This window comes from Bacillus sp. TH17, assembly GCF_016651125.1.
Lineage (GTDB): Bacteria > Bacillota > Bacilli > Bacillales > Bacillaceae_G > Bacillus_A > Bacillus_A mycoides.
This window is the reverse complement of sequence record NZ_JAEKEN010000001.1, coordinates 1444696-1457218: the sequence shown is the minus strand read 5'-3', so window position 1 is coordinate 1457218 and position 12523 is coordinate 1444696. Positions and strand designations below refer to the sequence as shown.

Annotated in this window: 11 protein-coding genes and 2 pseudogenes; 2 read left to right on the top strand and 11 right to left on the bottom strand. The window is 34.0% G+C overall.

The window, feature by feature from the left end; translation table 11 throughout:
* Positions 1-29: 29 nt before the first annotated feature.
* A complete protein-coding gene (gene trhO, locus JFT95_RS07405) occupies positions 30-989 on the bottom strand; it encodes an oxygen-dependent tRNA uridine(34) hydroxylase TrhO (protein ID WP_002086277.1) in 960 nt (319 codons plus the stop codon).
* Positions 990-1482: 493 nt separating this feature from the next.
* Between trhO and JFT95_RS07400 the strand changes: the two genes are divergently transcribed.
* On the top strand, positions 1483-2778 hold the full coding sequence (locus JFT95_RS07400; RefSeq protein WP_016103141.1) for an Nramp family divalent metal transporter: 1296 nt from the start codon (positions 1483-1485) through the stop codon (positions 2776-2778).
* Positions 2779-2837: 59 nt separating this feature from the next.
* Here JFT95_RS07400 and JFT95_RS07395 read toward each other — a convergent pair whose 3' ends face one another.
* The 3 genes from JFT95_RS07395 to JFT95_RS07385 all read right to left on the bottom strand — a co-directional run bounded on the left by JFT95_RS07395 (position 2838) and on the right by JFT95_RS07385 (position 5536).
* Positions 2838-3698, bottom strand: a complete 861-nt coding sequence (locus JFT95_RS07395; protein WP_002031165.1) for a M23 family metallopeptidase — start codon at positions 3696-3698, stop codon at positions 2838-2840.
* An 82-nt stretch (positions 3699-3780) separates the two neighbouring features.
* Positions 3781-4848 (bottom strand): sensor histidine kinase, encoded by a 1068-nt coding sequence (locus JFT95_RS07390; RefSeq protein WP_201051843.1) that lies wholly within the window; start codon positions 4846-4848, stop codon positions 3781-3783.
* Entirely contained in the window at positions 4838-5536 is a 699-nt protein-coding gene (locus JFT95_RS07385) for a response regulator transcription factor (protein ID WP_201051841.1), read from the bottom strand. Before JFT95_RS07385 ends, JFT95_RS07390 begins: the two co-directional genes overlap by 11 nt.
* Before the next feature lie 142 nt (positions 5537-5678).
* On the opposite strand from JFT95_RS07385, the gene JFT95_RS07380 reads away from it, so the two are divergent.
* Positions 5679-6203 (top strand): GNAT family N-acetyltransferase, encoded by a 525-nt coding sequence (locus tag JFT95_RS07380; protein ID WP_201051839.1) that lies wholly within the window; start codon positions 5679-5681, stop codon positions 6201-6203.
* Positions 6204-6369: 166 nt separating this feature from the next.
* Here the strand turns inward: JFT95_RS07380 and JFT95_RS07375 are convergent.
* The 7 genes and pseudogenes from JFT95_RS07375 to JFT95_RS07350 all read right to left on the bottom strand — a co-directional run.
* Positions 6370-6516: pseudogene (locus tag JFT95_RS07375) on the bottom strand (radical SAM/SPASM domain-containing protein); the annotation flags it as partial.
* A 27-nt stretch (positions 6517-6543) separates the two neighbouring features.
* Complete coding sequence (locus JFT95_RS07370; RefSeq protein ID WP_201051838.1) at positions 6544-8589, bottom strand: class I SAM-dependent methyltransferase; 2046 nt, start codon at positions 8587-8589, stop codon at positions 6544-6546.
* A gap of 56 nt (positions 8590-8645) precedes the next feature.
* A complete protein-coding gene (locus tag JFT95_RS29855; RefSeq protein WP_012260740.1) occupies positions 8646-8780 on the bottom strand; it encodes a hypothetical protein in 135 nt (44 codons plus the stop codon).
* 148 nt (positions 8781-8928) lie between these two features.
* Positions 8929-9309, bottom strand: coding sequence for a BA_1872 family lipoprotein (locus JFT95_RS07365; RefSeq protein ID WP_002031172.1), 381 nt, complete (start codon positions 9307-9309; stop codon positions 8929-8931).
* A gap of 83 nt (positions 9310-9392) precedes the next feature.
* Positions 9393-9617 carry a hypothetical protein gene (locus JFT95_RS07360; RefSeq protein ID WP_307838400.1) on the bottom strand — a complete coding sequence of 75 codons (225 nt, stop codon included), beginning with the start codon at positions 9615-9617 and terminating at the stop codon, positions 9393-9395.
* Positions 9618-9648: 31 nt separating this feature from the next.
* A pseudogene (locus tag JFT95_RS07355) lies at positions 9649-10449 on the bottom strand (ABC transporter ATP-binding protein).
* A 401-nt stretch (positions 10450-10850) separates the two neighbouring features.
* Positions 10851-12479 carry a peptide ABC transporter substrate-binding protein gene (locus JFT95_RS07350; RefSeq protein WP_201051837.1) on the bottom strand — a complete coding sequence of 543 codons (1629 nt, stop codon included), beginning with the start codon at positions 12477-12479 and terminating at the stop codon, positions 10851-10853.
* Positions 12480-12523 lie beyond the last annotated feature (44 nt).

Below are 12523 nucleotides of genomic sequence, written 5' to 3'. Positions count from 1 at the left end.
ACGATGCTACCATCTGTTTTCTATTATGCTTACTTACCTGCTTCGATTTTTTCTAATGTAGCAGCTACTTGCTCTTCTGTTAATTCGTGTTGCACGATGTAACGGTTACGTGGGTGTACACGACATTCATGAGAACATGCACGTAAATGTTTTGCTTCACTTTCTTCAGAACATAAAATTTTCTTGTTACATTCAGGGTTTGCACAGTTTACATAGCGCTCACAAGGTTCACCTGTAAAGTGATCTTTACCAACGATAACATGTTCTTTTTGGTTTACTGGTACAGCGATACGCTCATCAAATACGTAACATTGACCATCCCAAAGTTCACCTTGTACTTCTGGATCTTTTCCGTACGTTACAATTCCGCCATGAAGCTGGCTTACATCTTCATAACCTTCACGAACTAACCAACCTGAGAATTTCTCACAACGAATTCCACCTGTACAGTACGTTAAAATCTTTTTACCCTCAAGTGTTTCTTTATTTTCTCTAATCCAATCTGGTAATTCACGGAATGATTCAATATCTGGTTTAATCGCACCTTTGAAGTGTCCTAAATCAAATTCATAATCATTTCGTGCATCAATAATAACTGTATCTTCTTGTTTCATTGCCTCATAAAAATCTTTTGGTTCTAAATACTTCCCAGTAATTTCTTTCGGGTTAATGTCGTCTTCTAGACGAAGTGTAACTAACTCTGAACGAGGACGTACGTGCATTTTCTTGAATGCATGTTCATCTGCCTCATCAATTTTAAATACGATTCCAGCAAAACGTGGATCATTATTCATCGCTTCCACGTATTTTTCTGTTTGTTCAACAGTTCCAGAACAAGTTCCGTTAATTCCTTCTGTCGCTACAAGAATTCTTCCTTTTAACTCAAGTGATTTACAAAATTCTAAATGCTGTTCAGCAAATTCTTCTGGGTTTTCAATTGTTGTGTACATGTAATATAGTAATACTCTATATGGTTTTGTAGTTGCCAATGTATTTCTACCACCTATCTAAATTTTAAAATCATGTATAAGTTAACGTTCATATCAAAACATATATAATAAGAAAATATATACAAAATTATACGTAGCCTATTTTCTTCTATTTACAATTTTTTCTATAAGTTAACAGAAATAAAAACAAGATTACAGAACAAAACACTACGGTTAGGTTGTAATCCCAATATATTATATATCATACAATTTCATTTCCATCAATTAATATGCTGTAATATAGGCTGTATGTTCACATAAATTTCAAAAACAACCCTATAATTTATTATCTTCTCCCTTATTCAGCAACCATAAACTCCCAAAATATTTTTGCATCGTCATACCATTCATTGCACACAGTCATATAATTTGCATTAAGGAAACTTTTATGTTCAAATGAAATTGCCACATCATATATCTAAACGTATTGAAATAACGAGTAAGAATAAAGTGAAACTTTAATCAAGTTAAGATTTCAAAGGGGAATACTACTATGAATAAAGATATAACAAAAAATGAACAAGTCCCTTCTCAAAGTACAACAGTTCAATCAGCCCATTTAGCGTTAAGTGGACAAACAAAAGGCTTTAAAAGACTGTTACCATTCTTAGGACCTGCTTTTATCGCATCAGTTGCTTATATTGATCCTGGGAACTTCGCTACAAATATCGCAGCTGGATCACAATATGGGTATTTATTGCTTTGGGTAATACTCGCTTCTAATTTAATGGCTGTATTAATTCAAACTTTATCAGCTAAATTAGGAATCGCTACTGGGAGAAATCTTCCTGAAGTAGCTCGCGAAAACTTCCCCAAACCAGTTTCCATCGGTTTATGGATACAAGGGGAACTCGTTATTATGGCTACAGATTTAGCTGAATTTATCGGGGCAGCACTTGGCTTATACTTACTATTTGGAATTCCGATGTTACCAGCTGCTTTAATTACAGCAGTTGGATCATTTATTATTCTTGAATTTCAACGCAGAGGCTTTCGTCCATTAGAAGCTATCATAACAGGTATGATTTTTATCGTTGTTATCGCTTTTGGTATCCAAGTCTTTTACGCAAAACCGGAATTAAGCCCTCTACTCTCAGGACTTTTCACTCCAAAATTCCAAGGTGTAGATAGCATCCTTTTAGCAGCTGGAATTTTAGGTGCGACAGTAATGCCACACGCGATATATTTACATTCGGCCTTAACGCAGCGCCGTGTAGTCGGAACAAATGATGAACAAAAGAAAAAGATTTTCCGCTTCGAATTCATCGATATTATTATTGCAATGGTTATCGCTGGAGCAATTAATGCAAGTATGTTAATTGTAGCAGCTGCACTATTCTTTAAAAACGGCTTGCACGTTGAAGACCTTGATGTTGCTTTTAACCAGTTCAGTAATTTAGTCGGTCCTGTATCGGCTGCATTATTTGGGATTGGACTTTTATCAGCAGGTTTATCTAGTTCTTCTGTTGGTACGATGTCTGGTGATATTATTATGCAAGGATTCATTCGAATGCATATTCCGTTATACTTACGCCGATTTATAACAATGATTCCGCCTCTCGTTATTATCGCTTTAGGTGTAAATCCAACTTACGCTCTCGTTATGAGTCAAGTTGTCTTATCTTTCGGTATTGCCTTTGCATTAGTACCACTTATTATGTTTACAAGTAATAAGAAGATTATGGGCGCACTCGTCAACCATCGCATTACAACATTTATCGCGTGGTTAATCGCTGCACTTATTATCGTTTTAAATATTTTCTTACTGTATCAAACATTTGTAGGTTAATAAAAAAGGGTATTCCAAATTTGATTTGGAATACCCTTTTTGTATGAAATGATTTCCTTCTACTTACCACTTATGTATGTCCCTCTTTCTGGCATTATCGCACCTTTTTCAGTTCGAAAATAAAGTGGCAAGCCTTCCGTGAAAAACATACTCACCTTGGATGGATCCTGCCTTTGATGATGGATATGTAAATGTGGTTCACTTGAACTTCCTGAGTTACCGACTTGGGCAAGAACCTCCCCTTCATTTACACGTTCGCCTTCCCTCACTTTAATTGATCCTTTCTTTAAATGGGCAAGAAACAAAAATGTACCTGTTTCATCCAGTCGTAAATAAATATGATTTCCCGCCATCGATTGAAAATCATCCGATCCCGGAACTAAATCTATTTCATCATTTTTAATTGATACAACTGTCCCAGAAGCTGGTGCCATTACTTTCGCTCCATATATTCCATAATCCTCTAACTTACTACTTTTCACTTCAGCTGGTGGAATGAGAATATCGTATGCCCATCGTTCATTTGGTTTTATAACGTGATAGTTCGTTTCTAATTTATCGCCGCCCCAACCTATCAATGCTCGTTCATTCAAAGGAAAACGAACGACTACTTTAGGACTCATAGACTGTACATCTACTGGGTATGCAATTCTCCCAATGTTAGCGAACCATCCCACGGGCCAAGCTCCAATGGTAGAAAACAGAACTATTAATAGTAGCGTTCCATCTATCCGCTTTCTAAAAATGCCTTTCCAAACAAACATTACTGCTGAGCCTATTAAGAGAAAAACTGAAATTACACTAAAAGCCTGTATAATCCACCAAACAAAGACTGATGTAACGCCATTACCTAAATAAACTAAACTCCAACTTATAATTAAAAAAGCAACTATAATCGCTAATAAAAATCTCTTCCACATGCTGTATCCCTACTCTCCTATCTTTGTTCCCCATGATACGAAGTAAAAATTACGACATATGAAAGAAATACTTACGACTTTCTTACATTTCTTTATACTGCGGTAAAACGATAGTGAAAACCGTTTCTTTATCGTTACTACGTACAGTGATATCTCCTTTATGAAGTTCCGCTATACTTCTCGCAATTGCAAGCCCCATTCCTTTTCCACCCGTATGAGAGCTACGTGATTTTTCACCACGATAAAACTTTTCAAAAACGTAAGGAAAGTTCTCATTCGGAATGCATTGTCCAAAATTTTTAATTTCTATTTCAACATTCATATCTCTTTTAGAAACTTGAATTAAAATCTCCTTTCCGTCTTTCCCGTACATAATACTATTACTAATTACATTTTCGAATAGCCTCACCATAACCGCTACATCCATTTCCACATGTAACACCTTATCACCTTTAATACAAAAGCTCATATCAGCATCATCTAGTTGTGGTAAAAAATCAATCATGATTTGTTCAATGAACGCTTTCATATTTATTACACTTTTATGTAATTCGATCTCTCTATAATTTATTTGACAATATTCTAATAAACCATCTACTTGATTTTTTAATTCATAACTTTTTCGCTTTAATATACTTACATACTGTTCACATTCTTCTCTATTTGAATGAAGCTGATTTCCTAACAGGTCCGCGTAACCTATTAGGGATGTTACAGGTGTTCGTAAGTCATGAGAAATATTACTAATCATTTCATTTTTCATTTCTTGCGATTTTTTTTCATTCTCGATAGACTCTTTTAAACTTTTGGCCATTCTATTAACATTCGCTGCTAATTCACCAATCTCGTCATTTTTTGAAATAAGTATATGTATTTCAAAATTACCATTACTTATTTCCTTCAGACTCTTGTTAATTTCAGATAATCTTTTCATCATTGTTTTTGTCATGAATGCAAAGTATATTGTAGTAAAAATTAAAAAAACTATTAAATATAAAAATGAATATTTTTCCTCTAACGCAGTAACATGACTATATATATTTCCAATTACAATTTGAAACGCTATTATACTTACAGTTGCTAACAAAATGCTACATATGAATGCGATAAAAAACTTAGCTCTCATGCCTTGTAATGATTTAATCTTCAATTTTATATCCGACTCCCCAAACATTTTGAATAAACTTCGGCTCTTTTGGATTCTCTTCAATTTTATTTCTTAATCTTGCAATATGAACCATTACTGTATTATTACTTTCATAGGCCCTTTCTTTCCAAACGCTTTCATATATTTCTTCAATAGTAAACACACGATTCATTGCAGCGGCCATTAAGTACAAAATATCATATTCAGTTTTCGTAAGATTGATTGTTTCTCCATATAACATCACTGTTCTCGACACTTCATCTATTTCTAAACCTCTAATGTTTATTTTCTTTTCTATTACTTGAACAGCATTTTGATTGAAGTATGTATACCTTCTTAATTGAGCTTTCACTCTTGCTATAAATTCAATTGTACTGAACGGTTTCACAATATAATCATCTGCCCCAGTACTAAATCCAACGACTTTATCTACGTCCGATGATTTCGCGCTTAAAAACATAATTGGTAAACTATATTTCTCTCTTATCCTTCTACACAATTCAATCCCATCCATTTGAGGCATCATAACATCAAGGATAGCAAGTTGAACATCATTATTATTCAATACCTCTAACGCCTCTTCTCCGTTGTCAGCACTAAAAACACTAAAACCTTCTTGTTTTAAATTTTCATTAACGAATCGAATAATATCTCGATCATCATCTACAATTAAAATTGAGTTTTTCGCCATATACAAACCTCTTTTTGAAATATATTCCACAATCAATTTTATCACAAATCAAAACCATACTTCCCTCTTGAATAATCTTTATTTTCAGATTAGATTATATAATAACAACACATTCTAGTTTCAGAAGAAATGGAGTGAAAATATGTTTCCTATATTAAAAACCAACCGACTCATTTTACGAGAACTTACCGAAGAAGATGCACCGAGTATATTACAGTGCTTTTCTAATACTGATGTCCTGCGCCATTATGGCCAAAAACCATTGCAAAACTTGGATCAAGTAAAGCAAATCCTTACTAATTTTAAGTTTGGTTACAACGCAAGAAGCGGCATTAAATGGGGAATCGAATTAAAAGATAAGAAAGGGCTCATTGGAACAATTGGTTTTCATGATTGGTCTTCCGAACATAAACGAGCAAATATAAGTTATGCCTTTTTGCCTGAACACTGGGGAAATGGATATGCGACTGAAGCGGTTTCTGAAGTTATATCATACGGTTTCCACACACTTCATTTAAAACGGATCGGAGCAATTGTCTTTCTTGAAAATGAGGCTTCAAATAAAGTGCTATTAAAATTAGGATTTGAAAAAGAAGGCGTTCTAAAAAATTATATGTATCAAGATGATATCCCATATGATACGAATTATTATTCTTTATTAAAATGAGTTTAATAGAAATTATACGTAAAAACTCGTTTCAGCATAATGAATCAAGATAGTGGATTTTTAACGAAAGATGGGAAACCGAGCGTTTTTCATTTCTTAGATCATCATACGACTGATGCGAAGTACAATAAATTATATAATCTAAACAAAGGGCATGAGCATATTCTTACTCATGTCCCTTTTTTACGTTCTTTTTCTGTTTTCGCAATGCTTTTGGAATGTATACACAGAAAGGTTCGCTTTCCATGTAATCTCCCGTCATTGCATATGCTTTAGAACGAGATCCTCCACAAACATATCGAAACCCACAAACTAAACTTTTTATAAGTTTTCAATATCATTACCTCTTTTCTAAAACCATAAAGAACGTACTATCCGGTAGCACAACCGCATTCCCAGACTCATCTTTAAAATCGATTTTCTCGCTAAGATGTTGTGTATATCCATCCTGTAAATAGTTCATAGCTTGAACGATGTTTACTTTATCTCCAAAGATACCCTTTACGAAATCCTGATAGTCGTTTGGCGTAAAGACTCCAAACTGCTCTTGCACCTCGTGAACGAAGGAATCCTCACCCCATGTATACGTATATAAGAACTCCATCGCATCGTTAACAGGCATTTTGACTGTATTGTCTGCAAGTACCTCATACTGGATTATACGCCCCTTAAATTCACGGACATACTGCTCTAAGAACTTCATTCCACCTGCATCTTTAAAATGAATCACACGCATTAACATTTTATCTTCAGTCATGATGCCATCACGAATGATAATACGACCTCCTGGCTTTATCACCTCGTAAGCACTCTGTAACCCCTTTTTGATTACTTCATGATTGAATTTCTTACCTTCATACTCAATATAAGAGAACAGCTCATGAAGGATAGAAGAATACACAATCGTATCAACCGATTCTTTATCAAACGAGCTACCTAAGTTGATAGCATCCCCTTTAATGACGTCCCAAGAACGACTTTCGTCCTGTTTCTTCTTTTTCAACGTATCAATCACATTTTCGGAAATATCGATACCGTAGATTCGTTTATCCTCGGTCTCTTCTTCAATCATGTCTAGCATAACACCACCACCGGATCCGACATCTACAATCGTATCTCCCTTTATATAATCAAGAATAATTCGTTTATCATCAGCCGAACTATTCATATGCTCCAAATACACTTCTTCGTTATGGAATCTATCATATGCATCCTTTCGTAACCCGAAGAAATCAAAGAGCAGTACATTTGCCCGAGCATGCATCATATCTATCTTTTCTGCCTCTACACAGAAGATGATTAACGCTTCACCTACAGCAGAAAACTGAAACGACACATACGCAGTCTTCATATCTTCATCGACTTTAACCTCAAAAGAAACATGTGTTGTATTCGGCTTCTCGTTCTCACGGTACTCCCGTAGATACTTCTCAATAACCCGCTTACGATACACGTTGTCCTTCTTCTCGCCTTTGAAATCATAGTGCAACTGCTGCATCAATTTCTCGAAATGGATATGCTGAACCTTTCTAGTGCCTATCTCGTTCTTTAACATAACAAAAACTGTCCAAATATCCTCGAAGCTAAGGGCATGCATAGACGGTTCTACATACCACAAATCCTTATCAGATAAAAATGTTTGAACGTCTCTCTTCTCGCTCCCCATAATTATATCTTTTTCAAATACTGACTCCTTATGTTTTGGCGTGAGTCTATGTACACGAGAAGTAAATGGCTCCACATAACCATCAAATAGCCCATCAATTGTAATCTTCACATCGTTCTTTACTTCGCTCCACAAAGATTTTGATACACCTTCAATAATACATTGATTAAGATAGTATAGAATCTCCTTTAACCTAACGTCTCCGTATTCTTCTTTATATGTGTCAATTAAATCAATATGAGAGTTCAAACGAGCCTCTCCGCGGATATACTGCCCGATTAATCCATGTGTTCTAATTAAATCTCGAACAAACAAATACTCAGTAGAGTTTAAGTTTGTCTCTATATGTTCGATAAACTGAATATCACTAAAGATATCAGCAGAACCCTCGTTATGTACCAATAGATTGATTCCGTTCTTCTTCCATTTCTCTCGCTGTTTTAAAGAGCCTACCTTTGCAAGCTCACTATACGTTAGTACTTTTTCAATAATGCGATACGCTTCTTCATCTAAAGACAATCCATCTAACACTTGCAGCGTACGGTGTACATAGTACAACACCGCATCTGTTTTTAATTCACCAAGTACTTGTACATTCTCATAGTTTTGATGTATCTCCTCTGCCTCGATTAGATGCTTTAACCACGTAGGGAGATCATCAGAAAACCCTTCAATGTATTTATTTAGAACTTCAATGTTTTTCAACTTATTTACCCCCATATATAATCAATATCTGTAGTAAGGTCTGGGACACCTTCTCCAAAAAGATCATCACCTTATGTCCCCCTGAGTGCTACTACTTGCTTTTTACCATCTACATCTCTTTCAAATACAAATGTATCAAACCCAGTCTTTTTATCATGTAAAAGAGAGTTATCAATTTCGTTACTAACATGCCAAGTTTGTAACACATTCTTTTGTTCATCTCTTATTTTAACTTCATCAGGAATTTCGGCGGAATAAACATCAGGACTCAGCGGATCACTTCATAAACATATGTTGTAACAGAATCAACTGAAAATGGAAACGGCAAGCGGGTGCACTCCACTTGCCGTTTTTTCATAGCTTAGTATGTATTTGAATTTCTTTTGCTTTCTCTTTTTCACCCTTCACGCGTACAATTAAATCATATGATCCGGATTTTGGCGCTTCAAAAGAAAGCAAACCTTCCTTTTGAGAAGTGACTTCTTCTTCATAAATTACCTTATCATCTTTTGTAACTTGCAATAAAATCGTACCTTCTTCAACGGCTGCTTCATAAGGAATTTCCACATTTCCTTTTTCAGCTTTAAGCGTTTGCACATCGTAATACCCTTGCAGGGAACCAATTTTTAAAGTCGTTTCGCCATTTTTTTGAACCTTTGTAACTTGTGTTGCTGTATTGCACGCGCTTAACAATACGACAAGAGTGAGAATCATGAATAAACGTAATGATTTCATAGAAATCCTCCTTTTTTATGTATATGAATTAAGATTAATTATTTAACTATTTCAAAAACACCAACACCAACACCTTAAAAGAATCACTGCTTTTCTTCAATTTCTTTTTTAAATAATTTTTGAAACTCTAATTCTGTTTCATTAATAAAACCAAGATGTAACACACTAGAGATATCTTCATGATTCAAAAAGAAATTATACTCCGAAGAAATATTACTAGCATATTTAAAATTCTTTGCAATTCTCCTCAATTCTTCCGGTCTAACTTGTATATTCCTCATGAATATCCCCCTATCCCAATAACGCATTCAAAAAATTTCATAACACAAATTTTTAATCCTAATCATTAAAAACCCTACTTTTTCTTACTTTAATTGTTTCTAAAATGTAGAAAAGAACCCCTAAACCAAATATCTTTTCAGCATTAGAAACATTATTACCTAATTTAATAATAGGTACATTTAATCCGAATCTTTCGCTCTATTCCAAAGGCATATATCCTCTTTTACAGTTTATTAATATCCGATTATCCATTGTACGAAAAGAAGTTTCGAAAAAATCAAATTCAACTTCTACTTCAGAAAGTTTTATCTCTTTTTCATTCATTAAAGAACCACGTACCATTCCAAATCCTTGTATCATATTTTCTTTAAACATACCTACACAATTATAATTTGAGTCATAAATAGCCCAATCATAGTTTTCAACTTCACTATGAAAATATGCAAGAATTTCCCCATCCCTTGCTTCCAACCAAATAACTTGCTTGTTTTTTAAAAAAGGTAATTTTGAAGAAATTATATCAGTTGAAATCATAGTTGTTCCTACTATATAGGCCCCATCGGGAGTATATAAACCGTAATGTTTATTATTTTGAGGTAATTCTAGTAAAACATAAGTATCAATATCCCAAAACTTCAAATCATTTTTAGCTATATTCTCTTTTAATAAGTTCCCTTTTCTTAATTGCCAAAATCCAATTCCCCCAAAAACAAACGAAGCTATAACCATAAATATTATTTCTCCCCAATTAACATCACCCCAACTATTATACAGACAATATAATCCAAAGAGAAAAATCCCCGTCCCAATTAAACACTTAAACCGTCCCCTTTTTTTATAATACTCAAATAATTCCACACAAACACCTCTATCAATTCATCTTAATACCCCAAATTACCTTTTAAGTATACCAAGGACAAAATATATAATCTAATATTCTTTTCATATAATTAAAAATAAACGTAGTTACAGAAAGAGAATGCTTGTATGCTGATCTGTACTGCATTCTCTTATTCCATGTATGCTATATTTCTATTCTTCTTTTTCCGATATTACACCCCTACAAAGAATAGAAACTACATTCAATTTTTAAACAAATCGAAAAAACTTTCCGTTTTTGTTTTTGATTTTTTGCAACTTCCTATGAATGCGTAACTACAATTTTGCATTTATCTTCTTTATATGCTGGTAACACCACCAAAGGATTTCCCTGCCCTCTCTAAAAAAACCTTACTTTTAAAAAGTAAGGTTTTTTGTATTTATTCATTAGCGATATAAGCATTCTTATAAGTATAAACACCACCAAATTGATGTTTTTCAATTCCTTTTACATAATCCTTTTGTACATAAGCTGAGCCAATATGATACAGCGTTGCCACAGCAGCGTCTTCTAATAAGACCTGCTCAGCTTCTCGCAACGATTCCCATCTTTTCTTCTGATCTAGTACAAAATCATTTTTAGCTTTTTTTATTAATTCGTCGTAGTGAAGGTTAGAATAATTCATTTTGTTATTCGGATTACCCGTCGTAAATAGTTCTAAATAACTAATTGGGTCTTTATAGTCAGGTCCCCAATTTGCCATAGATATATCGTAATCTCCTGTTTGTTCTAATTGTAATTTTTGCTTAAATGGCTGTTGTTTAATTTGTATCGTGAGTCCTTGCAAATTCTTCTCTAAGTCACCTTTTATATATTCCGCCATACGTTTTGCGTTATCTTGTTCAAACGTTAAAAACTCGAGTTTTATTTGTTCTACTCCAAGTTCTTTTTTCGCTTCTTCCCAAATCTTTTCCGCTTTTTGTAAGTCGTATGGAGAAATATCTCCGTTTTCTTTTCTAAAATCTTTGTCAGTCGCTTCATTTATATGACCAACTGGTACAAGTCCACTTGCAGGTTTTGCCCCGTTATTAATAAAGTGAGCTACAAAATCTTCTTTATTTAACGCTAATGAGATAGACTGACGCACTTTCTTATTTGCTAACGCATTATTTTTTTCATTAAAACGGAGCATAGCAATTCCAGGATCGCTCGACATATGCAATTGCTTATTCCCTTTATACTTGTCTACAAATTGAGAATTAATTGGTACTCGATCCAAATCGCCAGCTTCATATAAATTTACTGCTGTCATTGTATCCTTCACAATTTGAAAGTTTATTTCTTCTAATTTCACTTTCTTTTTATCCCAATATGTATCATTTTTCTTTAATTGAAATTCTTGTTCATGCTTCCACTTCTCTAATACAAATGGACCGTTATATATGAGATTACTAGGTTCCAATGCATAATTCTTTCCTTGTTCTTTTAAAAATGATTCGTGCTGTGGTAAGTATATAGGTAATGCTAACAACTGTAAAAAATACGGAATTGGCTGTTCTAGTTCCACTTCTAACTTATAATCATTTATAACTTTAACCCCAAGTTCATCAAGAGGCATTGTTCCCTTATTTATCTCTTTCGCATTTTTCACGTAAAAGAGCATATACGCATATTGAGACGCTGTTTCATGACTTACCGTCCGTCTCCACGCAAACATAAAATCATTGGCTGTTACACTGTCTCCATTTGACCATTTTGCATCTTTACGCAAATCAAATGTATATTTTTTACCATTTTTACTTCTTTCAAACGATTTTGCTATAGCGGGAGTTGGATTATCTTGATCATCTATCACATACAATCCTTCAAATATGTTTTGCATAACGTGTGCTGATGTACCATCCATCGTTTTCGTAGTATCAAGGGAAGGAATTTCTTCTGATACTGTTACATTTAACACTTGTTTTTTAGCTTCTACATCACTTTTATTCGCTTTATTATTACAAGCTGTTAAAAATAAAGATGTAACAAGTGCCATTACCATTAAACGGCTCTTTTTTCGCTTCATAAATTGCTCTCCTTAAATATAAAATATTATAAAACGTTATATTT

Bases quoted from the DNA above. Each gene is read 5' to 3' on its own strand.
- JFT95_RS07400 (WP_016103141.1), top strand. From the start codon at position 1,483: ATGAATAAAGATATAACAAAAAATGAACAAGTCCCTTCTCAAAGTACA.
- JFT95_RS07395 (WP_002031165.1), bottom strand. From the start codon at position 3,698: ATGTGGAAGAGATTTTTATTAGCGATTATAGTTGCTTTTTTAATTATA.
- JFT95_RS07385 (WP_201051841.1), bottom strand. From the start codon at position 5,536: ATGGCGAAAAACTCAATTTTAATTGTAGATGATGATCGAGATATTATT.
- JFT95_RS07380 (WP_201051839.1), top strand. From the start codon at position 5,679: ATGTTTCCTATATTAAAAACCAACCGACTCATTTTACGAGAACTTACC.
- JFT95_RS07370 (WP_201051838.1), bottom strand. From the start codon at position 8,589: ATGGGGGTAAATAAGTTGAAAAACATTGAAGTTCTAAATAAATACATT.
- JFT95_RS07365 (WP_002031172.1), bottom strand. From the start codon at position 9,309: ATGAAATCATTACGTTTATTCATGATTCTCACTCTTGTCGTATTGTTA.
- JFT95_RS07360 (WP_307838400.1), bottom strand. From the start codon at position 9,617: ATGCGTTATTGGGATAGGGGGATATTCATGAGGAATATACAAGTTAGA.
- JFT95_RS07350 (WP_201051837.1), bottom strand. From the start codon at position 12,479: ATGAAGCGAAAAAAGAGCCGTTTAATGGTAATGGCACTTGTTACATCT.